Source organism: Streptomyces sp. NPDC104761 (assembly GCF_055583445.1).
Map to the genome: position 1 here is coordinate 1 of NZ_JBVJNZ010000003.1, position 25988 is coordinate 25988.

General features: G+C 71.3%; 21 protein-coding genes, 1 other RNA gene and 1 pseudogene. 16 read left to right on the forward strand and 7 right to left on the reverse strand.

The window, feature by feature from the left end:
- Positions 1-207 precede the first annotated feature (207 nt).
- On the forward strand, positions 208-1314 hold the full coding sequence (locus tag ACZ63F_RS09795; RefSeq protein ID WP_469709961.1) for a PP2C family protein-serine/threonine phosphatase: 1107 nt from the start codon (positions 208-210) through the stop codon (positions 1312-1314).
- A 142-nt stretch (positions 1315-1456) separates the two neighbouring features.
- Here ACZ63F_RS09795 and ACZ63F_RS09800 read toward each other — a convergent pair whose 3' ends face one another.
- Positions 1457-1609 carry a hypothetical protein gene (locus ACZ63F_RS09800; RefSeq protein WP_457694005.1) on the reverse strand — a complete coding sequence of 51 codons (153 nt, stop codon included), beginning with the start codon at positions 1607-1609 and terminating at the stop codon, positions 1457-1459.
- 96 nt (positions 1610-1705) lie between these two features.
- On the reverse strand, positions 1706-2920 hold the full coding sequence (locus ACZ63F_RS09805; RefSeq protein WP_469709962.1) for a hypothetical protein: 1215 nt from the start codon (positions 2918-2920) through the stop codon (positions 1706-1708).
- 188 nt (positions 2921-3108) lie between these two features.
- Here ACZ63F_RS09805 and ACZ63F_RS09810 point away from each other — a divergent pair, with 188 nt between their 5' ends.
- The 3 genes from ACZ63F_RS09810 to ACZ63F_RS09820 are packed head-to-tail and all read left to right on the forward strand — an operon-like array spanning position 3109 to position 6033.
- Positions 3109-3948, forward strand: coding sequence for a Nif3-like dinuclear metal center hexameric protein (locus ACZ63F_RS09810; protein WP_469709963.1), 840 nt, complete (start codon positions 3109-3111; stop codon positions 3946-3948).
- Positions 3945-4688 carry a zinc ribbon domain-containing protein gene (locus tag ACZ63F_RS09815; RefSeq protein ID WP_388712022.1) on the forward strand — a complete coding sequence of 248 codons (744 nt, stop codon included), beginning with the start codon at positions 3945-3947 and terminating at the stop codon, positions 4686-4688. Before ACZ63F_RS09810 ends, ACZ63F_RS09815 begins: the two co-directional genes overlap by 4 nt.
- A gap of 19 nt (positions 4689-4707) precedes the next feature.
- Positions 4708-6033, forward strand: coding sequence for a bifunctional RNase H/acid phosphatase (locus tag ACZ63F_RS09820; RefSeq protein ID WP_469709964.1), 1326 nt, complete (start codon positions 4708-4710; stop codon positions 6031-6033).
- On the opposite strand, the gene eda is transcribed toward ACZ63F_RS09820, so the two are convergent.
- Together eda and yaaA are read right to left on the reverse strand one after the other, a co-directional pair.
- Positions 6005-6643: a bifunctional 4-hydroxy-2-oxoglutarate aldolase/2-dehydro-3-deoxy-phosphogluconate aldolase gene (gene eda, locus ACZ63F_RS09825; RefSeq protein WP_469709965.1), complete on the reverse strand. Its 639-nt coding sequence runs from the start codon at positions 6641-6643 to the stop codon at positions 6005-6007. The two genes, ACZ63F_RS09820 and eda, sit on opposite strands and share 29 nt — an antisense overlap.
- Positions 6644-6715: 72 nt before the next feature.
- Positions 6716-7498, reverse strand: coding sequence for a peroxide stress protein YaaA (yaaA, locus tag ACZ63F_RS09830; RefSeq protein WP_469709966.1), 783 nt, complete (start codon positions 7496-7498; stop codon positions 6716-6718).
- A gap of 113 nt (positions 7499-7611) precedes the next feature.
- Between yaaA and ACZ63F_RS09835 the strand changes: the two genes are divergently transcribed.
- Positions 7612-9048, forward strand: a complete 1437-nt coding sequence (locus ACZ63F_RS09835; protein ID WP_469709967.1) for an RNB domain-containing ribonuclease — start codon at positions 7612-7614, stop codon at positions 9046-9048.
- A 61-nt stretch (positions 9049-9109) separates the two neighbouring features.
- On the opposite strand, the gene ACZ63F_RS09840 is transcribed toward ACZ63F_RS09835, so the two are convergent.
- A complete protein-coding gene (locus ACZ63F_RS09840; RefSeq protein ID WP_469710503.1) occupies positions 9110-10744 on the reverse strand; it encodes an FAD-dependent monooxygenase in 1635 nt (544 codons plus the stop codon).
- Between the two features lie 103 nt (positions 10745-10847).
- Here ACZ63F_RS09840 and ACZ63F_RS09845 point away from each other — a divergent pair, with 103 nt between their 5' ends.
- The 6 genes and pseudogenes from ACZ63F_RS09845 (at position 10848) to rnpB (ending at position 14747) form a co-directional block, all read left to right on the forward strand.
- Positions 10848-11477 (forward strand): TetR/AcrR family transcriptional regulator, encoded by a 630-nt coding sequence (locus ACZ63F_RS09845; protein WP_469709968.1) that lies wholly within the window; start codon positions 10848-10850, stop codon positions 11475-11477.
- 104 nt (positions 11478-11581) lie between these two features.
- Positions 11582-12001 (forward strand): DUF4260 family protein, encoded by a 420-nt coding sequence (locus ACZ63F_RS09850; RefSeq protein ID WP_469709969.1) that lies wholly within the window; start codon positions 11582-11584, stop codon positions 11999-12001.
- A 67-nt stretch (positions 12002-12068) separates the two neighbouring features.
- Positions 12069-12578, forward strand: coding sequence for a TetR/AcrR family transcriptional regulator (locus ACZ63F_RS09855; protein ID WP_469710505.1), 510 nt, complete (start codon positions 12069-12071; stop codon positions 12576-12578).
- Positions 12579-12596: 18 nt separating this feature from the next.
- On the forward strand, positions 12597-13424 hold the full coding sequence (locus tag ACZ63F_RS09860; RefSeq protein WP_469709970.1) for a helix-turn-helix domain-containing protein: 828 nt from the start codon (positions 12597-12599) through the stop codon (positions 13422-13424).
- Between the two features lie 16 nt (positions 13425-13440).
- A pseudogene (locus tag ACZ63F_RS09865) lies at positions 13441-14226 on the forward strand (DMT family transporter); the annotation flags it as partial.
- A gap of 115 nt (positions 14227-14341) precedes the next feature.
- Positions 14342-14747: RNase P RNA component class A (gene rnpB / locus ACZ63F_RS09870), an RNA gene on the forward strand.
- A gap of 1102 nt (positions 14748-15849) precedes the next feature.
- On the opposite strand, the gene ACZ63F_RS09875 is transcribed toward rnpB, so the two are convergent.
- Both ACZ63F_RS09875 and ACZ63F_RS09880 read right to left on the reverse strand, forming a co-directional pair.
- Positions 15850-16827 (reverse strand): hydroxyacid dehydrogenase, encoded by a 978-nt coding sequence (locus ACZ63F_RS09875; protein WP_469710507.1) that lies wholly within the window; start codon positions 16825-16827, stop codon positions 15850-15852.
- 462 nt (positions 16828-17289) lie between these two features.
- The gene (locus ACZ63F_RS09880) at positions 17290-19473 is read right to left on the reverse strand and encodes a glycoside hydrolase family 36 protein (RefSeq protein WP_469709971.1); all 2184 of its coding nucleotides are present in this window, start codon (positions 19471-19473) and stop codon (positions 17290-17292) included.
- A 130-nt stretch (positions 19474-19603) separates the two neighbouring features.
- Between ACZ63F_RS09880 and ACZ63F_RS09885 the strand changes: the two genes are divergently transcribed.
- The 5 genes from ACZ63F_RS09885 to ACZ63F_RS09905 all read left to right on the forward strand — a co-directional run bounded on the left by ACZ63F_RS09885 (position 19604) and on the right by ACZ63F_RS09905 (position 25977).
- Positions 19604-20773: a LacI family DNA-binding transcriptional regulator gene (locus tag ACZ63F_RS09885; RefSeq protein ID WP_469709972.1), complete on the forward strand. Its 1170-nt coding sequence runs from the start codon at positions 19604-19606 to the stop codon at positions 20771-20773.
- Positions 20774-21220: 447 nt separating this feature from the next.
- Positions 21221-22558, forward strand: coding sequence for an ABC transporter substrate-binding protein (locus tag ACZ63F_RS09890; RefSeq protein WP_469709973.1), 1338 nt, complete (start codon positions 21221-21223; stop codon positions 22556-22558).
- Positions 22559-22583: 25 nt separating this feature from the next.
- Positions 22584-23468 carry a carbohydrate ABC transporter permease gene (locus ACZ63F_RS09895; RefSeq protein WP_469709974.1) on the forward strand — a complete coding sequence of 295 codons (885 nt, stop codon included), beginning with the start codon at positions 22584-22586 and terminating at the stop codon, positions 23466-23468.
- Positions 23468-24382: a carbohydrate ABC transporter permease gene (locus ACZ63F_RS09900; RefSeq protein WP_469709975.1), complete on the forward strand. Its 915-nt coding sequence runs from the start codon at positions 23468-23470 to the stop codon at positions 24380-24382. The genes ACZ63F_RS09895 and ACZ63F_RS09900 overlap by 1 nt, the downstream gene beginning before the upstream one ends.
- Positions 24379-25977, forward strand: a complete 1599-nt coding sequence (locus ACZ63F_RS09905; protein WP_469709976.1) for a glycoside hydrolase family 43 protein — start codon at positions 24379-24381, stop codon at positions 25975-25977. Before ACZ63F_RS09900 ends, ACZ63F_RS09905 begins: the two co-directional genes overlap by 4 nt.
- The last annotated feature ends 11 nt before the right edge of the window (positions 25978-25988 follow it).

Genomic DNA, 25988 nt, shown 5'->3' on the forward strand with positions numbered 1-25988 from the left:
CGGAGACATATAGCCGAAGACGGCGTGTGTGTGCGTCGCGTGGAGTATCGGGCCGCCCCACGCGCACCACCCCCCCCCCCCCCCCCCTCCCTCCCCCCCCCCCCCCCCCCCCGGCCTCGTGGTGCGAGCCACGACCACCTGCTCGTATCGTGAAAAGACCTCGTACCGTGACAAGACGAGCGAGCAGCGGGGTGAGCAAGGAAGATCATGGCTGGTCCGGCGGTCGACTACGCGGCGGTGTTCCAGGCCCTTCCCGGGGCCGCGGCGCTGGTGACCCCGCAGCTGATCTTCGCCGACGTCAACGCGGAGTTCGAGCGCCTCCGGGGCCTGCCCCGTGAGCAGATGATCGGGCGCTTCCTGCCCGAGGACGACACCGACAACCAGGCCGAGCCCATCCTGCTCAGGGTTCTGGCCTCCCTGCGCCGGGCGGCGGACACCGGCGAGCGCAGCGTCGTGGCGCTGCAGCGCTTCGACAGGGAGGACCCCGACCAGCCCGGGGTGTGGCACGAGCGGTACTTCAACGTGACGAACATTCCCGTGTTCGGGGACGACGGGCAGGTGACGCTGCTGCTGCACCGGTTGGAGGACGTCACCGAACTGATCCGCGCCCGTGAGGTCGCGCTGACCCTGCAGGAAGCCATGCTGCCCGCCCCGCGCCGGGTCGGCCGCCACCCGGCGGCCGTCCGCTACCGCCCCGCCGCCGAGGCGCTCAACGTGGCCGGCGACTGGTACGACCTGATCGACCTGCCCGGCGACCGCATCGCCGTGGCCGTCGGCGACGTCGTCGGCCACGGTCTGCCCGCGGCCTGCGTCATGGGGCAACTGCGCAGCGCCCTGACCGCCGCCTCCCTCGTCTCCGAAGGCCCCGCCCGCGCCCTGGAGGTCCTCGGGCAGTACGCCCGCACCGTCGACGGCGCCGAGAACACCACCGTGGCCACGGCATTGATCGACTGGGAGAACGACAGCATCACCTACAGCAGCGCCGGCCACCCCCCACCGGCAGTCCTCCAGCCGGACGGGACCGTCGAGTTCCTGGACCGGGCCACCGACCCGCCCCTGGCCGCCCGCCCCCAGCACGGCCCCCGGACCCAGGCCGTCGCGCCCTTCCGTGAGGACTCCGTCCTCGTGCTCTACACCGACGGCCTGATCGAACGCCGCGGCGAGGACATCGACAAGGGCCTCGCCCGGCTCTCCGACTCCCTGGTCCGCCACCGCGCCGCCCGGTGCGAAGCCCTCGCCGACGCCGTGCTCGCCGACCTGCTCCCGCCCGGTGACGCCACCGACGACACCGCCCTGGTCATCGTGCGCCTGTGAGCCCGGCCCGGCCCCCGCACGCCCCACCGGCCGCCGCCGGGACGGCACGCAAGCCGCACCGGCCGCCGCCGCGGCACCACGGCAGACGGCACGGAAAAGGGGCCCACCGGTCACCCGGTGGGCCCCTCTCCCTCTCCTGCCGTCAGGCTGCCGCCTCGGCCGGCTCCGGCTTGCGGTGCCGGCCGCTGGGGGCCGTCTCGCTGTCCTGGGCCGAGACGTGACCACGGTGCTTGCCGTGGCCGTCCGTCTCCTGGGCCTCGGCGGACAGCTGCTGGGACGTGCTGGCGTCGCTCATCGGAAGAATTCACCCCGTCAACATGATCTTTCTTACAGCGCGGCGAGTCTAACCGGGCCACCACGGGGCGAATCCAGGCGGCCACGCCGACCGCTACTAGTTCGTTACAAGCCGTGCAAGCGGCGCCTGTTGGAGGGGTACCGGCCGGGCCACGACAGGTCCCGGAGGATCCGGTTCCGCCGGCTTTCCGGGCGTACCCGACGCCCCGGCAGCCGTGCCGTCCCGAACCGGATCCCCCGGGCCCGCGTCCCCCGGCCCCCCGTACTCCCCCATCTCCCCCCAGGGCACCGCCACCGCCGCCACGCCGCACGGGACCTCCCCCGTGGCGTACGGCAGTCGCAGCACCCCGTCGTGCGTCCACACCCCGGCACCCGTCAACCACCCCTCGGGCGCCGGGAGATGGCACATCCTGCGGGCTCTGGGCCGCCAGGCCCCCACCCAGCTGCCGAGCGGACCGTCGATCCGCAGCGCCACCCCGCAGCTCTCCGGCACCAGCACCTGCCCCGGCTGGGCGGCGAACGGCGTCACCACGCAGTCCGGGCACTCCGGCACCCGCAGGCTCTCCGGGAAGCGCACCGGCAGCGTGGAGCCGAGGACACCCCAGCCCAACCGTTCCTGCCCGGGGCTGGGCGCGTCCGAGCCGACCAGGATCAGCCCGCTGTCCGGGTCGGCGAGCAGCAGCCGGTCGTCGCTGTCCGCCGCGATCTGCAGCAGCGGCGACACCTCGCCGCCGCGCTCCAGATCCACCACGACCGCCTTGGTCCGCCAGCCCAGCTCCCGGTCCAGGGCCAGCATCCGCCCGGCCCGGTCCAGCCAGACCCCGCCCGCACACCGCCCCGGCACCACCGCGACCTGTTCCGGCCCGAAGGCCCCGCCCGCCACCAGCCAGACGGCGGAGGAACGCGGCCCCACGGCGAGCGCGTAGGCGAGCACACCTCCCGGCGCCGGCGGCAGCAGCCGCAGCACGGCCCCTTCGTCCGGGCACTCCACCGCGCCCAGCGGCAGCTCACCGGTGCCGGGACCGGTCGGATACAGGAGGGCGAAGTGGTGCCGCCCGTCCACCAGCCGGCGGATGAGCACCCGCCCGTCACCCATCGGCTGCACCTCCGTGCCCGGCTCCTCCGGCTGGTTGCCGGGCAGCGGTACGGCGTACGGCTCGGGGCCGTCCAGCGTCCACCGCTCCGGGAAGCAGGAACCATCCTGCTGAGCCAGCCGGGCCGCGTACGCCCCGTCCACCGTGATGGTGCAGCCCGCCCCCGGCGCGCTGTCTTCCTCGTCCGCTGCCGAGGGTTCGATCGCACAGGCCGTCATCGTTCGGTCACCTCCGGCCACGAAGCTAGTTTTCGCACGCACAGGCGGGGCACCGGCTGCCGACGGCTTCACACATACGGGTGCACACTCGACGATTCGCCTGAGGAAACGGGGGCGGGTGTGCTGCGGGTCGCCTCCGGCGGGCGAGCAGGTACGGCCCCGCGGAACAGGCGGGTAGCCTTTTCCCCGTGCCCCGTCTGTCAGAAGTCATCACCGCGCTGGAGAACCTGTGGCCCGCCGAGCGGGCCGAGTCCTGGGACGCGGTCGGTACGGTCGTGGGCGACCCCGGCCAGGAGGTCACGCGGGTCCTCTTCGCCGTCGACCCGGTCCAGGACGTCGTCGACGAGGCGGTGAAGCTCGGCGCCGACCTGCTGGTCACCCACCACCCGCTCTACCTGCGCGGGACGACGACGGTCGCGGCCTCCCACTTCAAGGGCCGGGTCGTGCACACCCTGATCAAGAACGACATCGCGCTGCACGTCGCCCACACCAACGCCGACACCGCCGACCCGGGCGTCTCCGACGCCCTCGCGGGCGCCCTGGACCTGCGGGTCGTACGCCCCCTGGTCCCGGACCCCACCGATCCGGAGGGCCGCCGGGGCCTCGGCCGCGTCTGCGAGCTGGACCACCCGGTGACCGTCCGCGAGCTCGCCGCCCGGGCCGCCGCCCGGCTCCCCGCCACCGCGCAGGGCATCCGCGTCGCCGGCGACCCCGAGGCCCTCGTCCGCACGGTCGCCGTCAGCGGCGGCTCCGGCGACAGCCTCTTCGACGTGGTGCGCGCCGCAGGCGTGGACGCCTTCCTCACCGCCGACCTGCGCCACCACCCGGCGTCGGAGGCGATCGCCCACAGTCCCCTCGCGCTGCTCGACGCGGCGCACTGGGCCACCGAATGGCCCTGGTGCGAGCTGGCCGCCACCCAGCTCGACGAGATCTCCGACCGCCACGGCTGGGACCTGCGCGTGCACGTCTCCAGGACGGTCACCGACCCCTGGACCAGCCACTCACCGTCCCTTGGAGCCCCCAACTGAACGCAGCGCCCGCCGACCAGATCCGACTCCTCGACGTCCAGGCCCTGGACGTACGCCTCCAGCAGCTGGCGCACAAGCGGAAGTCGCTGCCCGAACACGCCGAGATCGAGTCGCTGACCAAAGACCTGACCCAGCTGCGCGACCTGCTCGTGGCCGCGCAGACCGAGGAGAGCGACACCGCCCGCGAGCAGACCAAGGCCGAGCAGGACGTGGACCAGGTGCGCCAGCGCGCCGCCCGCGACCAGCAGCGCCTCGACTCCGGCGCGGTCACCTCCCCGAAGGACCTGGAGAACCTGCAGAAGGAGATCGTCTCCCTCGCCAAGCGCCAGGGCGATCTGGAGGACGTCGTCCTCGAGGTCATGGAGCGCCGCGAGTCCGCGCAGGAGCGGGTCGCCGAACTGACCGAGCGGGTCGGCGCCGTCCAGGGCCGGATCGACGAGGCCACCGCCCGCCGCAACGCCGCGTCCGGGGAGATCGACGCCGAGGCGGCCACGGTCACCAAGGAGCGCGAGGTCATCGCCGCCTCCGTCCCCGCCGACCTCCTCAAGCTCTACGACAAGCTGCGCGAGCAGCAGGGCGGCATCGGCGCGGCCAAGCTGTACGCCCGCACCTGCCAGGGCTGCCGCCAGGAGCTCGCCATCACCGAGCTGGCCGAGGTCCGCAAGGCCGCGCCGGACACCGTGGTGCGCTGCGAGAACTGCCGCCGCATCCTGGTGCGCACGTCCGAGTCGGGTCTGTAGGAACACTTAAGGGGCGTACGTGGCAAGGGAGTTCATCGTCGAGGCGGACGGCGGTTCCCGGGGCAACCCGGGGCCGGCCGGCTACGGCGCGGTGGTCCTCGACGCGGCGACCGGCGAGACGCTGGCGGAGGCGGCCGAATACCTCGGCGTCGTCACCAACAACGTCGCCGAGTACCGCGGCCTGCTGGCCGGCCTGCGCGCGGCCCGGGACCTCGACCCCGCCGCGACCGTCCACGTCCGCATGGACTCCAAGCTGGTCATCGAGCAGATGTCCGGCCGCTGGAAGATCAAGCACCCCGACATGAAGCCCCTGGCGGCGGAGGCGGCCCGGGTCTTCCCGCCCGGCCAGGTCACGTACGAGTGGATCCCGCGCGAGCAGAACAAGCACGCCGACCGCCTGGCGAACGAGGCGATGGACGCGGGCAGGCGGGGCGAACAGTGGTCGGCTGCGGCCTCCACGGCGGAGCTTGACGTTCGATCCGCGGCGAGTGCAGCGCCCCGAAAGGGGCCCGGGGCTGAGCGGCCGGGCGTGACCGGGGATGCGGTGGCGGGCGCCGCGAAGGCACGGGCGGCACTGGCAGCGCCCCGCAAGGGGCGCGGGGAACCGCGCGACCAGCCCCCACCGGCCGGCACTGTGACGACGGCCGACAGGACCACCGCCGACACCCGCGCCGCGAGCCACGTGGCGACCCCCGGCTGGAGCTCCGCCCCCGACCTCGGCGCCCCGGCCACCTTCGTCCTGCTCCGCCACGGCGAAACCCCCCTCACCCCCCAGAAACGCTTCTCCGGCAGCGGCGGCACCGACCCGGCGCTCTCTCCCGTCGGCCTGGAGCAAGCGCAGCGCGCCGCCGACGCCCTCGCCCGCCGCGGCACGATCGAGACGATCCTCGCCTCCCCCCTCACCCGCACCCGGCAGACCGCGGCGGCCGTCGCCGAGCGTCTCGGCCTCGACGTCACGATCGAGGAAGGGATCAAGGAGACGGACTTCGGCGCCTGGGAGGGCCTCACCTTCGGCGAGGTCCGCGAGCGCTACCCCGACGACCTGACCACCTGGCTCGCCGACCCGGCGGCCCACCCCACCGGCGGCGGCGAGAGCTTCGCCGAGACGGCGGCACGCATCGCGGCCACCCGCGACAAGCTGATCGCGGCCTACGCGGGCCGAACCGTCCTGCTCGTCACGCACGTCACGCCGATCAAGACGTTCGTGCAACTCGCCCTGGGCGCCCCGCTCCAGTCGCTGTTCCGCATGGAACTGTCGGCGGCCTCGCTGTCGGCGGTGGCGTACTACGCGGACGGCAACGCGAGCGTACGGCTCTTCAACGACACGTCCCACCTGCGCCCCTGAGGCCCGCGGCCGCCCGGGCCAGCGCCTCGACGCGGGCCCAGTCCCGGGCGGCCACGGCATCGGCGGGGACCATCCAGGTACCGCCCACGCAGCCGACGTTCGGGAGGGCGAGGTACTCGGGTGCGTTGTCCGCGCCGATCCCTCCCGTCGGGCAGAACCGGGCCTGGGGCAGCGGTCCGGCAAGGGACCTCAGATACGCCGTGCCGCCCGCGGCCTGCGCCGGGAAGAACTTCATCTCCCGCACCCCGCGTTCGAGCAGCGCCACCACCTCCGAGGCGGTCGACACCCCCGGCAGGTACGGCACCCCGGACGCGGCCATCGCCGCCAGCAGCCCGTCCGTCCAGCCGGGACTGACCAGGAACCGCGCCCCGGCGGCCACGCACTCCGTCACCTGCTCCGGCGTCAGCACGGTCCCCGCACCGACCACCGCGTCCGGCACCGCGGCGGCGACGGCCCGGATCGCGTCGAGCGCAGCCGGCGTCCGCAGCGTCACCTCGATGACGGGCAGCCCGCCGTCCACCAGCGCCCGCGCCAGCGGCACGGCAGCGGCGGCGTCCTCGATCACGACGACGGGCACGACGGGCGCGAGATCCAGCACGGAGGTGGGCATGACGAACATCCTGCCCAGGCGATGCAGAGCACGCAAAGGGCATTGCACATGCTGCAACAGCCGACGGGTGACTCAGTGCACCTCGGTCACCAGCACGTCCAGCGCCCACGCCTGCCCGGCCTTGGCGGGGGCCTCCGCCTCCACCTCGTACCCCAGCTCCCGCAACGCCTCCACCAGCTCGGCCGGACCGGCCGGCGCGATCCCGGCGGCCAGCAGGCTCCGTACCATCCGCCCCTTCGTCGCCTTGTTGAAGTGGCTGACCACCTTCCGGGTCGGCGCGTGCAGCACCCGCACGGTCGCCGTCCGCCCGGCCGCCTCGCCCTTCGGCTTCCACGCGGCCGCGTACGCCGCCGACCGCAGGTCCAGCACCAGCCCCGTCCCGGCCGCCTCCGGCAGCACCTCGGCCATCGGCCCCCGCCAGTGCGTGCCCAGCGCACCGAGACCCGGCAGCTTCACCCCCATCGAGCAGCGGTACGACGGGATCCGGTCCGTCACCCGGACCGCGCCCCACAGCCCCGAGAAGACCAGCAGCGACCGCGCGGCCCGCCGCTTGGCCGCCGCGTCCAGGGAGGCCAGGTCCAGGGCGTCGTACAGCACCCCGGTGTAGATCTCCCCGGCCGGCCGGGCGCCCGCGGTCCGCAGCGCCGCGTTCTTCGCGACCTCGCCGCGCAGCCCCTCGCTCAGCCCGAGCACCTCGCGGGCCTTCTCCTCGTCCCCGGCGCACAGGTCGACCAGCTCGCCGAGCACCGCCTCGCGCGCAGCCGCGAGCCCCGGCAGGGACAGTGACTCCGGCTTCAGCGGGGCACCGCGCCCCGAGGACGCCTTGCCTTCCGAGGGCGGCAGCAGGACCAGCACGGGTACTCCTCCTCACCGACGACTCTTCACCGTCGGCGTTCATCGACGCTCGTCATCAACGCTTCGCGCCAGCGTAAAGCGCCGGAGTGGTGCGATGTGACTACGCTCGTCCTATGCCCAGCCGCCACATCCGTGTCAAGGGTGCCCCCGAGGCTCCCCTCCGGGCCGCGCTCGCCGCGCTCCGGGCCGAGCTCGGCGTCCCCGAGACCTTCCGGTCCGAGGTCCTCGCGGAGGCCGAGAGCACCGCCAGGTTCCCGGCCGTGCCGGGCCACGACGCGACCGACATCCCCTTTTTCACGGTCGACCCGCCCACCGCGAACGACCTGGACCAGGCGATGCACCTCTCCCGGCACGACGGCGGCTACCGCGTCCGGTACGCCATCGCCGACGTCGCCGCCTTCGTCGTACCCGGCGGCGCACTGGACTCCGAGGCGCACCACCGCGTCAACACCCTCTACTTCCCGGACGAGAAGGTCCCCCTGCACCCGCCCGTGCTGAGCGAGGGCGCGGCCAGCCTGCTGCCCGGCCGGCCGACCCCGGCCGTGCTCTGGACCATCGACCTGGACGGGGAGGGCCGGACCGTGACCGCCGACGTCCGCCGGGCCCTCGTCCGCAGCCGGGCCAAGCTCGACTACGCGGGCGTGCAGAAACGGATCGACGAGGGGACCGCTGAGGAGCCCGTCGCCCTGCTCAGGGAGATCGGCGAGGCCCGCGAACGCCTGGAGGTGGCACGCGGCGGCATCTCCCTCAACGTGCCGGAACAGGAGATCGTCGAGTACGACCACACCTACGAGCTGACCTACCGCGCCCCGCTGCCCGCCGACGCCTGGAACGCCCAGATCTCCCTGCTCACCGGCATGGCCGCGGCCGACCTGATGCTCGCTTACGGCACCGGCGTCCTGCGCACCCTCCCGACCGCCCCCGACGGCGCGGTGGCCCGCCTGCGGCGTACCGCGCACGCGCTGCGCATCGAGTGGCCGCACCACGTCTCGTACGCCGCGCTGATCCGCTCCCTGAACCCGCGCCGCCCCCGCCACGCGGCCTTCCTGCAGGAGTGCACCACGCTGCTGCGCGGCGCCGGTTACACCGTCTTCCGGGGCGGTGTCCTCCCCTCGAACACCACCCACGCGGCCGTCGCCGCCCCCTACGCCCACTGCACCGCGCCACTGCGCCGCCTGGCCGACCGCTACGCCTCGGAGCTGTGCCTGGCGGCGGCCGCCGGCGAGGAACCGCCGGACTGGGTGCTGATGGCGCTGGACACGCTCCCCAAGCAGATGGCCGAGGGGGCGCGGCGCTCGGGCACGGTGGAGCGGGAGTGCGTCGACATCGTGGAGGCGGCCCTGCTCAAGGACCGGGTCGGGGAGGTCTTCGACGGGTGCGTGGTGGAGGTCGAGGCGCGCCGGCCGACCGTGGGCAAGGTGCTGTTGCAGCAGCCCGCCGTCATAGGCCGGATCGAGGCCGCCGCTCCTCTCCCGCTGGGCGAGCGGCTGCCGGTGCGGCTGACGAAGGCCGACCCGGGGACGACGAAGGTACGGTTCGCGCCCGCGTGAGCTGCCGTACGGCGCCGCGGAGCCGCCGGACGCGCCGGACGACGGCTCACGCGAGCGAGGCTCAGGCGGCGACGAACCAGCGGCTCAGGACGGCGTCGAGGTCGGCCCCCTGGCCGTTCACACCCCGATCGGTCGCCTTCTGATCGTTCGTACCCTGGTAGCTCTCGTCCCGGTTGTTCTCGTCCGCGGCCCAGGCGACGAATCCGTCGGGCCGTACCAGGAGACCGGTCAGCTCCGGCCGTCCCGGGCAGGCCGCGGTGACGACGTCCACCCGGTCGCCGTACGCCTCCGCGCGGGCGCGCAGCTTCGGGTCGTCGGCGAGGTCGAGGAGCAGGGCGCGGCCGTCGTGGAGGTGGTCGCCGAGCCGGGTGCCGTCGGAGAGTTCCAGGTCAGGGGCGCTCCGCCCGGTGAGCGGGTGGGCGCCGGGCAGGTCGTAGTGCTGCCAGACGCCGGAGATCTGCTTGACGAGGTAGGTCGTCCCGGTCGTCGTCAGCGCGAGGTCGGTGACCACCCGGCGCAGGGCGCGGGCGTGCCGGTCCGGGCGCATCACGGCGATCTGGGCGCGGGTCCAGTCGAGCACCCAGGCGCCGATCGGGTGCCGTTCGGCGGTATAGCTGTCCAGGAGGGAGTCGGGGGCCGACCCGCGCACCACGGCGGCCAGCTTCCAGCCGAGGTTCATGGCGTCACCGAGCCCGAGGTTGAGCCCCTGCCCGCCGAACGGCGAGTGCACGTGCGCCGCGTCCCCCGCGAGCAGCACCCGGCCCTTGCAATAACCGCTCGCCTGCCGGGCGTTGTCGGTGAACCGGGTCGAGGAGTGCACCTCGTGGATGGTCACCTCGGCCACGCCCGACACCCGGCGCAGGGCGGCCTGGAGCTCCTCGGCGGTGATCGGCGCGGAGCGGTCGGCGGGCGGCCCGTCGAACTCGACGGTGAGGATCCGGCCCGGGAAGGGCCCGTTGACGTAGGTGCCCACGTCGGTGGTGTTCCAGCCGACCCCGAGCCGCTCGCCCCCGCTCATCTCGACGACCGCCTGATAGCCGGTGATCTCCGGTTCGGTCCCCGGGAAGTCGAACCCGGCGAGCTTGCGGACGGTGCTGCGCCCGCCGTCGCAGCCGACGAGCCAGCCGGCGCGGACGTCTGCGCCGCTCCCGAGGTGGACGACGACCCCCTCGTCGCCGGCGTCGAAGCCGGTCAGCTCCACGCCCCGGCGGACCTCGACGCCGAGCCGTTCGGCGCGGGCGCCCAGGATCCGCTCCAGCTCCACCTGCGGCACGCCGAGGCCGACGCCGTCGGCGGGGCCGATGTCGGCGAACGCCGGGTCGGAGTCGTCGAACAGGTCGCCGCGCATCATGATCCCGGCGAAGTGCCCGGCGAACTTCGGGGGAGTCCGGGGCGCGTCGGCGCCCTGCTCCCGGTCCCGGTCCGTGTCCCGGTCCCTGTCCCGGTCCCTGTCCCGGTCCCCGAGGAAGGCCCGCATCCGCCACCGGTTCCGCTCCCAGGCCGCCTCGAGGTCGGGCAGCAGCCCGCGCCGGTAGAGGCTCACCGCGCCGGCCGTGTTGACGCCGCCCGCCTTGATGGTCTCGTCCACCTCGGCCAGCCGCTCCACGACCAGCACCTTCGCGCCGCCGAGCCGCAGCTCGCCGGCGAGGAAGAGCCCGACGGGCCCGCCGCCGGCCACCACCACGTCGTAGTCCATGCCGTCCCCGCTGTTCTTGCCGTTCTTGCTGTCTGCAGTCGCCATGCTGTCGCTCATGGCTTCACTGTAGTCACTAAAACTTTCGAGCCGCTATAGTTTTCTCGTGACCGATGAAAACAGGCCGGGTGGGCCGGGGGAGTCCCTGCGGGAGCGCAAGAAGCGGGAGACGCGGCAGCGGATCTCGAACGTCGCGACGGTGATGTTCCGGGAGCACGGCTTCGACCGGGTGACGGTCGCGGAGGTCGCGCGGGCGGCCGGGGTGTCCGCGATGACCGTGTTCAACTACTTCCCGCGCAAGGAGGACCTGTTCCTCGACCGCATCCCGGAGGCCGTCGCGGCCTTCGCCGGTGCGGTGCGGGGGCGCGCGCCTGGCGAGCCCCCGCTCGCGGCGCTGCGCCGCCTGGCCTTCCGGTTCATCGACGCGCGGCATCCGCTGGGTGGTGTGGGAGAGAACTTCGGCGGCTTCTGGCCGGTCGTCGCCGACTCGCCGGCGCTGCGGGCCCGGGCCCGTGAGGCCGTCGAGGAGGTGGAGCGGGCGCTGGCCGGAGCCCTCGCCGAGGCCGGGCTCGCCGACCCGGAGCTGGTGGCGGCGGTGACGGTGGCCGCGTACCGCTCGGTGTGTGTCACCTCGGTGAGCCGTCAGCTGGCGGGCGACCCGTTCGCGGAGATCGTCGAGGACCACCGGGAGCGGATGGCGGCGGCGTTCGACGCGCTGGAGCGGATGGTGGGGTGACCGCGGAGGGTGCCGAGGCCGGCGGACTTGACGGCTAACGTCGTTAGCCTTACCGTTGGGTGATGGCTAACGATGTTAGCTGACATTGCCCCCTGGAGGCAGCCATGACCAGCACCACGCACGTCACCCCTTCCCTCCGTACCGCCACCGCGGTGGCCCGCCGCACCGCCTGGCTGGCCGCTGCTTTGTTCTGGACGGCGTTCGCGATCCTGGAGGGCGTGAACCACGGCTGGCTCGCCGGCACCCTGGCCCTGCTGTTCCTGATCCTCCCGGACCTCACCTTCCTGGTCGCGCTCGGCGAGGCGCCGAGGATGGCCAAGGGTCAGCTGCCGCCCCGCGCGGTGCCGTACTACAACGCGATGCACCGGGCGCTGGTGCCGCTGACACTGGTGGTGGCCTACGCCGTCGGGCCGTTCGCCTGGCCCCCGGCCTTCGCCGCGCTGTGCGGCTGGCTGGCCCACATCTCGTACGATCGCGCCTTCGGGTACGGGCTGCGGACGAAGGAGGGCTTCCAGCGTGACTGACGCGACCGAGGGTTTCGAGGCGGCCGACGGTTTTGAGGCGCCCGCGGCTTCCGGCGTGGCCGAACGGCTGACGCCGAGGGCGCGGGAGATCGTGGTGGCGGCCCGGGAGCTGCTGGAGGAGTCCGGACCCGCCGTCCTCACCATGCGCACGATCGCCGACCGCCTCGGCATCAAGGCCCCCTCCCTCTACAAGCACTTCCCGGACAAGCACGCCGTGGAGGTCGAACTGACCGCGCAGATGCTGGAGGAGTCGGCGCAGGCACTGGAGACGGCAGCGTCCCGGCACCCCGGCTCCCTGGAGGCCCTGGCCGAGGCGTACCGCGCCTACGCCCTGGCCCACCCCCACCTCTACTCCCTGGCCACCGAACGCCCGCTGCCGCGCACCCTGCTGCCGGACGGCCTGGAGGACCGGGCCGCCCTTCCGCTCCTGCGGGCCTGCGGCGGCGACCGGGATCTGGCCCGCGCCACCTGGGCGTTCGCCCACGGCATGGTGGTCCTGGAGATCCACGGCCGCTTTCCGGAGGACGCCGATCTGGACGCGGCATGGAAACGGGGCCTGAAGGCGTTGCACCCTTAGCGCAGGGGGGTGCCGAGAATGGCTGAACACGCACGGTGGACAAGAGCACGGCTGGGCCGGTGCGGCCCGTCGCTCGACATGCTGACGGCCCGCTTCGACAAACACGTGTACGCCCCGCACGCACACGCCGAGTTCTCGATCGGCGTGACGGTGGGCGGCTCCGAGGTGATCGCCTACCGTGGCGGCCACATCTACAGCGGCCCCGGCTCCATCGTCATCCTGGCTCCCGGCGAGATGCACACGGGCGGCCCGGCCACCCCGGCCGAGGGCTACGCCTACCGCGCCCTGTACGCGGACCCGTCCCTGCTGGCGGACGGCACGCTGGACGCCGTACCGCACTTCCGGGACCCGGTCGTCGACGACCCGGAACTGGTCACGGCCCTCCGCCAGGCCCACACCGACCTGGCCGCCTGCCCGGACCCTCTGGAGGCCGAGACCCGCTTGCCGTGGCTCCTGACGGCCCTGTCCCGCCGCCACTCCACGGCACGCCCGGCGAGGGACGAGATCCCCGGCGCCCACGGCATCTCCCTCCTGGTCCGGGACCGCCTCGCCGACGAACTCACCTCCCCGCCGACCCTCGCCGACCTGGCCGCCGACCTGGGCCTCTCCCGCTACCAGCTCCTGCGCGCCTTCCGCACGACGATGGGCGTCCCGCCGTACGCCTGGCTGGCCCAGTACCGGGTGACCCGGGCCCGCGCCCTCCTGGACTCGGGCCTGCGCCCCGCGGAGGCCGCCACGCTCGTCGGCTTCGCGGACCAGGCCCACCTGACCCGCTGGTTCCGCCGGGTGCTGGGGGTGACCCCGGCGGCCTACCGCAACAGCGTTCAAGACGCCGAACGGTCCTGACACCGATGCTGGGCGCATGACTGCACGCGGCTGGTTCCTGTTCTCCCTCATGGGAGTGATCTGGGGCATCCCCTATCTGATGATCAAGGTGGCGGTGGACGAGGTGTCCCCGTCGACGGTGGTGTTCGCGCGGTGCGCCGTGGGCGCCCTGCTCCTCCTCCCCCTGGCGATCCGCCAGGGCGGCCTGTTCCTGACCCTCCGCACCCACTGGCGCCCGATGCTGGCCTTCGCGTGCATAGAGATCATGGGCCCGTGGTTCACCCTGACCGACGCCGAACGCCACCTGTCCAGCTCGACGGCGGGCCTGCTGATCGCGGGCGTACCGATCGTGGGCGTGGTGGCGGCGAGGTACTTCGGCGGCGAGCGTGAACACCTGGGCGTACGCCGGATCGCCGGCCTCCTGATCGGCCTCGCCGGCGTCGCGGTCCTCACCATCCCCCACCTCACCGGCGGCGACGCGCGCTCGCTGGGTGAAGTCCTGCTGACGGTGATCGGCTACGCGACGGCACCCCTGATAGCGGCCCGCCGCCTGAAGGACGTCCCGACGCTGCAGCTGATAGCGCCGTGCCTGACCCTGGCGGCCCTGGTCTACGCCCCCGCGGCCGCGGCCACCTGGCCGACCGCGATGCCCTCCACGAACGCCCTGCTCTCCCTCCTCGCCCTGGGCGTCCTGTGCACGGCGGTGGCCTTCGTGGCCTTCCTGGAGCTGATCAAGGAGATAGGCCCGACCCGCTCCACGGTGATCACGTACGTCAACCCGGCGGTGGCGGTGGCGGCGGGGGCGTTGTTCCTGGGCGAGAAGTTCACCCCGACGATCGCCGCGTCCTTCGCGCTGATCCTGACCGGGTCGGTGCTGGCGACGATGGCCTCGGCACCGAAGGGGTCGGCCCGCCCGGTAGCATGGTCCACACGGCAGACGAGCCGGGCGGACGGCCGCGTGGAGTCCCCTTGACGGGGGCTTCCCGAGGAACGTCCGGGCTCCACAGGGCAGGGTGGTGGCTAACGGCCACCCGAGGCGACTCGCGGGACAGTGCCACAGAAAGCAAACCGCCGGGGGTCTCGACCCTCGGTAAGGGTGAAACGGTGGTGTAAGAGACCACCAGTGCCCAGGGCGACCTGGGCAGCTAGGTAAACCCCACCCGGAGCAAGGTCAAGAGGAGCGCGGTGAAAGGCGCTCTGCGGGGACGTTCGAGGGCTGCCCGCCCGAGCCCCCGGGTAGACCGCACGAGGCCGGTGGCAACACCGGCCCTAGATGGATGGCCGTCACCCCGGCACCCGCGAGGGACCGGGGTACAGAACCCGGCGTACAGCCTGACTCGTCTGCCGCTCCATATTTTCGCAGGTCAGAGGCATTGTTTATCGTCTGAACAAACCCTCGGGGGCGAATCCGGGTCGAATCTGCGCTGCGGGTATCGTCGTTTCTGTCTGCTGCCCATGCGGCATATTTGGGCATTCCGGTTGCCAAATGCGGTCCAGGGGCGTTCTGGAGCAGACACCTCGGACCCTGGTGCACGCTCAAGTACATGTACGAGCTGTCTCCTTGCCGACATGCTCGGTCGGAATCACCGCGCGGATGGCGCGCCTACAGTACGGCGCGCCGAGACGGCCCTCGACTTCAGCGGAACCTGGAAGTGATCACCGGCGCTAACATCCGGCTGAATAGCCCGTCGGACAATACCGCTGGTACCCCGCAAGGGGGGTGTGGACTCAGGGCCGCGACAGGGGACGACCGGAGGCACGGGCTGGTGGTCTGCCTTGCGTAAGGTGCCGCGGTTACGCGTGCGTGTCTACCGTGCGGTGCTGTCAGCACCCGTTCACGGACAATTGCTACGTCCGTGAACGGGTGCCTCACGCAGGCAGTGGCTTCGCTGGGGCCGCCATATTGCCCTAGGCGGTGGGGTCCGGCACCGGTGGGTCCGGGGGCGAGGTCGCCGCGGAGGAGGAGGGCGCCGAGGGTGTCGAGGCACTCGTCGAGGCGGCGGCCGCGGCCGCACGAGCGCCGTCTTCGTTGCCGACCTACGGGAGATGTCCTGCGCAGTACAGCCCGTGGCTCCAATCAGGCTCGTGCAGGGATGTCACCCCGACCTTGTAGTAGTTCTGCAGCTGGCTGTAGGGGCGCTGACTGCCCCGACCTGGGAGATGACCTGCTGGGTTAGGGCGGCGAGTTCGCGCGTGGGGCGGTTGACGAGTTGCCAGCGGGCGGCCTTCCGGTACTTCTCGACGTCGGGGTCCTGGCAGGAAGTCGACCCCGAAGATGTCAGCCGCGCAGCCTGGCACTTCGGGCCTTCGGAGGGCGTGCGGGATCGAGAAGTCGGCGCTGTTCATCCGGCGCTGGGCTCAGATGCCCTCGGTCCCTCGGCCGGCAGTGGGCCGCAGGCCGAGGAAGGGTTCCGGGAGGGATGAGGGGCCCGGGGTGGGTGACTGCTCAGGCGACACGGGAGAGTTCGTCATGGTGGACGCGGTGCAGCAGGGGGAGGCCGTCGACGAGCCGTTCGGCCTCGTCGACGACGGTCTGCCCGAGCCGTTCCAGTTCGTTGCCGAGTGAGCCGGCGATGTGCGGGGTGAGGAAGACGTTCGGCAGCTGGTGCAGGGAAGAGGAGACGGGCAGGGGCTCGGGATCGGACACGTCGAGTACGGCGCTTAGGCGCCCTGTCTCCAGCTCCGCAGCCAGTGCGTCGTGGTCGATCAGGGCGCCTCGGGCGGTGTTGATGAGCACGGCGCCGTCGGGCATCAGTGCCAGTCGCCGCTCGTTCAGCAGGTGGTGGGTCTCGGGCAGGGAGGGGGCATGGACGCTGACGATGTCGCTGGTGCTCAACAGGTGCTCCAGCGGCAGCAGTCGGGCACCCAGCCGGGCGGCTTCTGCCTCGTCGACGTAAGGGTCGTTGAGGGAGACGGCGAAGTCGAACGGCCGTAGCAGTTCGAGCAGTCGGCGGCCTACCCGGGAGGCGCCGATGATGCCCACCCGCCGTCGGTAGTTGCCGGTATCGGCCACCTGCTGCGAGGCGGGGTACGTGTCGTTGCGGGCGTACCAGCGGCTGAGCGTGAAGGCGTTCTTTCCGGACAGCAGGATGGCTGCGAGCGTGTACTCGGCCACCGGGACGGCGTTGGCTTGTACGGCTGAGGAGACGGCCAGGCCGCGCCGCCAGCCGGTCTCCGCGACCAAATGGCGCACGCTGCCCGCGGCGTGGAGCACGGTGTGCAGCCGCGGCGCAGCCGCCAGCAGGGTCTCGTCGAGCGACGGACAGCCCCAGCCGGTGATGAGTACCTCGGCATGAGCCAGAGCAGCGATCGCCTCAGGGGTGTCGAATCGGTGGATCACCCGTTTCTCGTGAAAATCCAGGAGTCCGTCGAGACGGTTCATGAGCTGTTGCGGGAACAAGCTCGGCACGTGCTGGGGATCCATGGCGAACAGCGCCGTCGGTCGGTCGGCCACGCGGGTACTCCAAGGGAAACAGAGATTGATAGGAATCGTTTTCTACGCTAGAAGTGAGATACCTTCGAGTCAATGGCCCGGCAAGGCACATCGTCGCTCTTCTTGTCTAAGTGAGTTGTTGAGCTGGTCTTTCGCCTGCATTGGCTCGGTTCTCGGGCATCGCAACGACAGGGTTGGCGACGAACTCCGGTGTCGCCCGCTTGCTTTGTGGGGAGCTGATCTGCTCCACGTCGGCAAGCGTTTTCAGCCGCACATCGGCAGCGCGGCCCTCTGCGGCGGATCGCCCCGCGAACGGGTCGGCTGGGGGCCCATGCCGGGGGTCACAAGTCGGGCTGTCGGTGTTGCAGCAGGGCACCCCGCACGAGCGCTGATCTACATGTCGGCCGGTACGCGGGCGAGAAGGCCGGGCAGAGGGCTCCCGGCCCCTCGGAGTCAGGCGCGCTGTGGCGGGTCGAGTGCGATCAGCACCGCCGAGTCTTCGGCTGGCAGCCCGGCCCGCAGGCCACGCCCGCACTCGTCCCATCCCAGCTGGGACGGTTCACCGGCTTCGAACAGCACCCTTGGCCGTCTGGATTCGGGTAGCGGGATCGTCACCGTCTCGGGCGCTCCGGCGCGGCGCCACAGGGCGAGCAGCGTCGTGCCGTACGGGGCGTCAAGGGCGAGGGCGAGCCAGCCGTCGCGCCAGCCCGGCAGGCCGAGCGGCCAGTACGGGCGCGTGGTGGGCAGCAGGTGGCGGTAGGTCTTGTAGACGGAGATGGCCTCGCGTACCAGGGCCAGCTGGTCGCTGCTGAGCTGGTCGGGGCGGCCACTGAGGTGGATGCGGCCGAGCATGGCCGAGACCAGCACCATGCCAAGCTGGGCGTCGGTGTGGTCGGCCTGCGGGTAGGCCCAGATCGCGCCCTGCTCGGGGGTGACGGCGGTGGGTGCGGCGGCGGCGATGGCGGGGATCAGCCGGAAGTCCTGCTGGTCGGTCACTGAATGGATGGGCAGGCGGGAGAGGGTCGCATGGTCGGTGCGGCTGCCGCCGGCCGCGCAGCTTTCGATGACCAGGCCTGGGTGGCGGTCGAGAACGCCGTCGAGCCAGCCGAGATAGGCGCGGTTGGCGCTGAGCATGCCGTCGCCAGGGCTGTCGGTGCCGTCAGGTCCGTCGGTGCCGGGGCCGATGTCGATGTTGTAGTCGAGCTTGAGGTATCCCAGGCCGTAGTCGCCCACCAGGCGGTCCACCACCGTGTCGAGGTGGGCGCGTGCGGCGGGATGCCGCAGGTCGAGCTGGTTGCGTCCCCATTCGGCGAGGCGTATGCCGTCCCGCCGGAAGAACGCCTCGTCGGGCAGGTCGGCGGCGACCTGCCCGCGCACGCCGACGACCTCGGGTTCCAGCCACAACCCGGGCACCATGCCCGCTTCGCGGATCCGGTCGATCACCTCTCCGAGGCCGCCGGGGAAACGTGGCCCGGCTTCCTCCCACTGCCCCAGTGCGTCCCACCAGCCGGGCACTCCACCGGGGCCGACCGTGCCCGGCGGCTCGGCGTCGAACCAGCCCGCGTCGATGCAGAACGCCTCGGCACCCGCCGCCGCTGCCGCGTCCACCAGGGGCAGCAGAGCCTTGGTACTCGGCTCACCCATCAGCCCGTTCATGAAGTCGTTGAAGACGACTGGGAGCTGTTCGAGGTCCTGGTGAGGGCGCCGGGTGGCACGCCGGTGGTCCGTCAGCGCGCCGACCGCCGCCTGCAGTCCGCCCTGCGCGACGACGGCCACGGCGGCCGGCACCGTGCGGAAGGTGTCGCCGGGCGCCAGGCGGCGGCGCCACTGGTGTTCGCGGTCGGTGGGGCCGGACAGCGCGAGGTAGACGTCGTCGAAGCGGTCGCCGAGTTCGGCGTGCCAGGAGCCGTTGTGCTCGATCTGCCACAACAGTGCCCGGCCGCTCGCGTTCTCCTCCAGGCAGCCCATCGGCAGGTACTCGGAGGAGGACCAGGAGCCGGTACTGGTCACGGCGACGCGGTTCTTCGAGCCCGTCTGGCCGTACGCCACCATGCCGACGTCGTACAGTCCCCGTTCGGCGAGGGTGGCTCTCGACCATCGGAACTCCCCGCTCCAGGGGTTGGCGGCCAGCCACAGCGACAGCCCGTCCTCCCAGCGCGTGCCGGCCGGCAGATGGCGGGCGAGATTCGACAGGGTGAAGGATGAGACGTACTCCAGCGTCACCGGGGCGCCACCGGCGTTCTCGACCAGCGCCTCGCTCTGCAGGACGGGCACCCCGCCCCGCAACCGCAGTACGGCGGTCACCTCCAGGCCGGTCGAGTCGTCGGCCATCGTCACGCGCAGCGTCCGTACGCCACCTGCCTCGTCCTCCTCGTGGCCGGTGCAGCGCAGAGAGGCGGACAGCCGGCCGTCCACGTGGCGCTTGCCGGATGTCCCCACCCGCCCGCCGCCCGCGACCTGGATCTCGACCATAGGCAGGGCCCGCCGCGCGAGCCGTGCGCATACGTCGGCGTCCCGCTCGGGGTCCGGCAAGCTGGCCGCCTCGCCCGCGGCGAGCAGGCGCGCGGGGCCGGCCGGGTCAAGAAGCAGGAGGAACGACAGTTCGTCGCTCCCCCAGCGCAGCGTGGTCATGGGCATGGAGCAGCTCCGACCTGGAGTGGCGGGTGAGGGGGAGGGGAAACAGTTGAAGCAAACGATTACTGTCCGGGCAGGCTAGCTTCTGGCCCGCAGCTGCCGCAAGGCGCTCGACATGCAGTAACGTCGAGCCGTGACGGACAACCTGACGGACAACGGGAACAACGAGTCGCGGACCACCCGCCGGGGCGCTCCCGGAAGGCGAAGGCGCGCCGATGTCGCGCAGGCCTTCAAGGAGCGGCCGAGCACGATTCGTGATGTCGCCCAGGAGGCGGGCGTTTCGGTGGCAACCGTTTCCCGCACCCTGGCCGGGAACTACCCCGTCGCGCAGGAGACCAGGGCCCGGGTCATGGCGGCCGTCGAGTCGCTGCACTATGTGGTCAACGTGCACGCCAAGGCGCTGTCGGGCCAGGTCGCCGGCCCGGTCGCCCTGGTCATCAAGGACATCACCGGCCCTTCCCTCGCCCACGTCGCGGCGGGTGTGGAACAGGAGGCTGCCGACCGGGGCCGGCTGAGCCTGGTGTGTGCCACGCGTGACGACCCGGCCCGAGAGGACGCCCTGGTGCAGCTCATGCGGGAGCAGCACGCGGCCGCCGTTCTCCTCGTCGGTGGCGTGGTGTCGGACGACGCCTACCAGCGGCGCATGGCCAACTATGCGAAGGCGCTGGACGCCGCCGGGTCGCGGCTGGTCCTGGTCGGCCGCCCGGCATTGGCGGAGGGGTTGCCCGTGACCATCGTGGACTACGACAACCGGGGCGGCGCCTTCCAGGCCGTCTCGCACCTGCTCGCCTCCGGTCATCGCCGGATCCTGTTCCTGGGCGGGGAGTCCGACCTGAGCAGCGCGGAGGAACGCCGGTCCGGCTACCTGGACGCGCTGCGCGCCCACGGAGCCGACCCCGTCGAGGAACTCGACACCGAAGGGGCCTACACCCGGGCGTCGGGTTATGCCCGCACCCGGGACGCGCTGCGCGAGAGGGTGGAGTTCACGGCGGTGTTCGCGGCCACGGACATGCTCGCCCTGGGTGCCATTGCCGCCGTGCGTGAGGCCGGTCTCGACGTACCCGGTGACGTGTCGGTGGTGGGTTTCGACGACGTGCCCTTCGCCGCCGACCTGACCCCGCCCCTGACCACGGTGCGGGTGCCCTACGAGGAACTCGGCCGAACGGCCGTACGCCTGGCGCTGGAGCGGGGGGACTCCCGCAACGGCGACCAGCGCGTGATGCTGGGCACCCAACTGGTCATACGGCAGTCCGTGCGCAGACTGGACTGGTCAGTCTCTGCCCCGGACCGGCGCAGAGGCTGACCGAGCGGCCCTTCACGGACGGCCGCACACGAGAGTAACCGTTTGTGTGAGGAGGCTGGAGTTCCTCAGGTCCGAGGGCGTCCGTGCCCCACCGAGGGGGCTCTGCGCGTGACCTGCCGCGTCGCGCGGCACGCCGTCTCTGGTCCGCTCCGAGGGTCTGCCGTCGGCGCCTGGGTGGCCCTTGGCGCGCTCTGACCTGCAACGGCGCGCGTGTGTCTGGCGTTCACATCCAGCCCGTCGAGATAACCGGCCGGACAAGTCGCCGCAACATTTGAGACCACACCTCTTGATAAAGGGCTCCATCGGCCGTAACGTCCGCAGCAATCGTTTTCTATGGCTTCCGCTGAGGCGCTCTCCCGACCCGCGGCCGAGATGCGAGGCCCAGATGGTGCGGCCTCCGGCCCCTCCTCCTCTTCTCGTGAACTCCAGTCCAAAGGATCAAGGCCAATGAAGTCCATCACCCCTCGTGTGAGAGTCCTGCACGCCACCGTCGCCGGCCTCGCGCTGACCGGTCTGCTCACCGCCTGCGGCGGCTCGGGCTCCGGCAACGACACCAAGTCCGCCGGCCAGCCGGTCACCCTCCCTTACTGGGGCTGGGCGAATGGTCAGGAAGCGGTGGTGAAGGCGTTCAACGCCTCGCACAAGGACATCAAGCTCCAGTACACGAAGGTGACCGACCAGCTGACCATGCAGAAGCAGCTGTCCAACGCCCTCAAGGCGGGCAACGCGCCCTGTCTGCTGCAGAACACCGCCGAGTACGTCACCAGCTGGGTCGCCCAGGGGGCGCTCGCCGACATCAGCCAGTACGTCGACTCCAGCAAGGACAAGTTCAACGCGGGCTCGTGGGCGAGCGCGCAGGTGCAGGGCAAGACCTACGGCGTCCCGGTCAGCTCGGCACCGCAGTTCACGATCTACCGCACCGACGTCTTCGCCAAGTACGGCCTCAAGCCCCCCACCACGTGGGACGACTTCATCGCCGCGGGCAAGGTCCTGAAGAAGCACGGCGTCCACATCACCAACTACGCCGGTGAGGACCCCAGCACCCTGGAGGTGCTCGCGATGCAGGCCGGCGCCCACTGGTACGCGATCGACGGCAACTCCTGGAAGGTGAACTTCAAGGACGCGGGCAGCCTCAAGGCCGCCAAGGTGATCCAGGAGATCATCGACAACGACCTGAATTCGAAGCTCTCGTTCGCGGACTACGCGGCCGTGCAGCGCAACTTCGACAACGGCGGCACGGTGACCCGGCAGATCTCCACCTGGCAGATGGGCGGCATGGTGAACAACTTCACCAAGTCCTTCGGACAGTGGGCGCTCTCCCCGTGGCCGACGTTCTCCGGTGAGGCGGCCAAGACGCCGGCGGGCACCAACCTCACCGGCACCGTCACGCTGGTGACCAAGCAGTGCAAGAACGCCAAGCAGGCCGCCGAGGCCGCGCTGTGGATGTCCACCAACACTGGCGCGGTCAAGACCATGGCGGACCCGACCGCCGGCAGCGCCATCTACCCGGCCCTCGCGGACAACCAGTCCTACGCCGCCGGGGCGATCCCTGAGAAGCTGCTCGGCAAGAACTACCAGCCGGCCCAGAAGGTCGTGACCGACAGCCTGAACACGGTGACCACGGACTGGACGTTCGGACCGGACTGGACGGCCATGTTCGCCGAGCTGCAGGCCGGCTGGGGCAAGGTCGTCAGCAAGCAGGAGAAGGTCACCGACCTGCTGGCCCACATGCAGGAGTGGACGGTGAACGACCTGAAGTCCCGCGGCATCAACGTCGAGGGCTAGCCGCCACAACCAAGGATTCCCACTGATGATTCGCTCACTGCGCTGGAAGGGTGCCGCCTTCACGGTGCCCTTCCAGCTCGGCTTCGTCCTCCTGTATCTGCTGCCGATCGGGTACGCGGTCTACCAGTCGCTGTACCGCTCGCAGTCCTCCGGGCTCGGCCTTGGCGGCACCAAGGACACCTTCTCCGGCCTGGACAACTACCGGCAGGGACTGACCGACCCGGCGTTCATGGGATCGATGGCGCGGGTCGCGCTGTTCGCCTGTGTGCAGATCCCGGTCATGCTGACCATCAGCCTGGTGCTGGCGCTCCTCCTGGACACGCTCACCGCGCGGGCGGCCGGCCGGTTCCGGATCTTCCTGCTCGTGCCTTACATGATCCCGGGCATCGTCGCGGCGATCGTGTGGGTCAACCTGTACAGCCCCGACGTGGGCCCGCTCACGCCGCTCGGCAGGCTCCTCGGCTTCGACTGGAACTTCTTCGCACCGTCCATGGTCTGGCCGTCCATCGGCAATCTGCTGACCTGGGGCGGCATCGGATACAACATGATGATCATCTACTCCGCTCTCCAGGGCGTCCCCCGTGAGCTGTTCGAGGCCGCACGGCTGGACGGCGCCTCGGAGATCCGGATCGCACGGAGCATCAAGATCCCGCATGTACGGGGCGCGCTGGTGCTGACGGCTCTGCTGTCGATCATCCACATGCTGCAGATCTTCAACGAGCCCGCGCTGTTCCGGCGGATCACCCCGCAAACGGTGACCGACAGCTTCACCCCGATCATGATCATCTACAACCAGGCGTTCAACGCGAACAACTACCACTACGCCGCCGCCCTGTCGGTCCTGCTCGCCCTTGTCCTCGGCATCGCCTCCTTCCTCTTCTACCGGCTCACCTCAAGGGAGGCGGACTGATGACGCTCACCGCACACCGTGCGAAGAATCCGCCCGCCCCCACCGTCAGCCGCCGCTCCCGCCCCGATCGCGCGTCGAAGACGCGCGGCGGCCAGTTCTTCATCCTCGTGGGCCTGGTCCTGGCCAGCGTCTACAGCCTGTTCCCGCTGTGGTGGCTGATCGTCGCCGCCACCAAGGACCGGGTGGGGCTGTACCAGACGAACGGCCTGTGGTTCTCGCACTGGCACCTGTGGGACAACCTGCATACGCTGTTCACCTACCACGACGGCATCTTCCTGCGCTGGACCGCCAACTCGCTCCTGTACGCCGGCGTCGGCTCCCTCGCCGGTACCCTCCTGTCCCTCGCGACGGGCTACGGCCTGGCCCGCTTCGACTTCCCCGGACGCAACGCGGTGTTCGCCTGCGTGGTCAGCTCCTTCCTAGTCCCGGCCGCCCTGCTGACTCTTCCCCTGTACCTGCTGTTCTCGAAGATCGGCCTGGTGGACACGCCCTGGGCGATGCTGATCCCCTGCCTGATCAACCCGTTCAGCGTGTATCTGTCCAAGGTCTACGCCGAGGCCACGATCCCCTTCGAGCTCCTGGAGGCGGCCCGCATCGACGGAGCAGGAGAACTGCGGATCTTCTTCAGCATCGTGCTGCGGATGATGACCACCGGCGGTGCCACCGTGTTCGTGCTCGCCTTCGTGAGCACCTGGAACTCGTTCCTCCTGCCGCTCACGGTGCTGCGCGGGGAGCAGCACTGGACCCTCAACCTGGGCCTGTACTACTGGTCGGGCAACGGCGTGGACGCCGGCGTCGACATGACCAGCCTGGTGATGACCGGTTCGCTGATGTCGATCTTCCCCATGGCGATCGTGATGGTGGCCATGCGCCGTTACTGGAGGACCGGGGTCACCCTCGGGGCCCTCAAGTGACCCTGCTGCGCAACCCGGTTCTGCGGGGTTTCTTCCCGGACCCCTCGCTGGTCCGGGTCGGCGAACGGTACTACGTGGCCACGAGCTCCTTCGAGTGGTTCCCCACCATCCCCGTCCACACCTCCCTCGACCTGGCCCACTGGGAGTACGCGGGTCATGTCCGCGGCGCCGCCCCCGGTGACTCGCTGGTGGGTGTCCCCGACTCGGGAGGCATCTGGGCTCCCTCGCTGAGCTGGGACGGCGAGCGGTTCTGGGTGGTGTACGCGATCGTCCGCTCGGTGGGCACGCCGTACTTCGACACGGACACCTACGTCAGCACGGCCACCGACGTGGCGGGCGAGTGGACGCCTCCGCGGCGGGTCGCCAGCCATGGCTTCGACCCGGCGCTCTTCCATCACGAGGGCCGGCTGTGGCTGCTCAACCTGCAGAACGACCACCGCCCCGGCGGCAGACGTTTCGCAGGCATCGTCCTGACCGAACTGGACCAGCGGACACTCGACCCGATCGGTGCCACCCGCCTCCTCCTTCAGCACGAACGGCTCATCGAGGGACCGAAGCTGCTGCACCACGACGGCTGGTACCACCTGCTGCTCGCGGAGGGCGGCACCGGCTTCGAACACGGAGTCCGGGTGGCTCGCAGCCGCGCCCTCACCGGACCTTACGAACTCGACGACCGTCCCATGCTCACCTCACGCGACGACCCCACGCTGCCACTGCAGAAGGCGGGCCACGGCGAATTGGTCCAGACACCTCACGACGGCTGGGTACTGAGCCATCTCACCGCCCGCCCGGTCCCGACGCCGGCCGGCCCACGCTGCACTCTCGGACGGGAGACGGCGATCCAGTCCGTGACCTGGGACGAGCACGGCTGGCCCAGACTGGCACACGGGGGACACCATCCCGCGGTAAACGTCGAAGTACCGACGCGGCCGCAGACACGAAAGGCCCAACCGCCCGAGGCACTGGGCTGGCCCTGGAGCAGCCTGCGCTCCGCCCCCGATCCCTCCTGGGCCGACACCACAGCCCGGCCCGGCTGGATCAGGCTGCGCGGCCGGCACGGCCCCGAGTCGCGGTGGGCGTACAGTCTGCTCGCCCAGCGCATCACCGAGCACCGGGCCGAGGCCGAGGTCACCGTCGACTCACGGCCCGCCACCTTCACCCAGGCCGCCGGCCTCGTCCTGCGGTACGACGCCGAGGCATATCTGAGCCTCGACCTCACCTGGGCCGAGAACGACGGCGAGGAACAGCGCGGGCAGCAATGGCAAGGCGGCGGCCGTACCGTCCTGCGTCTCGTCGACCGCGACGACACGGGCACCCGGCAGGCGGCCGTCGTGGACGTCGATCCCGACGGGCCGATCACGCTGGGCGTGACGACCGAAGGAGCTACGGCGCGGTTCTGGTACCTACGGGACGGAATCCGTATGCAGGTGGGTGAGCCCCTGGACTTCGGCAGACTCTCCGATGACCACGGCGCGAAGCTCCGATTCACCGGCGCCATGGCCGGCATCCACGCCGTCGACCTCGTCGACGCTGCGTTTGCCGCCTACTTCCGTGACTTCAGGCTGGTATGCACACCCGAGGGCGCTGCCATGTGAGGCGTCAGCCC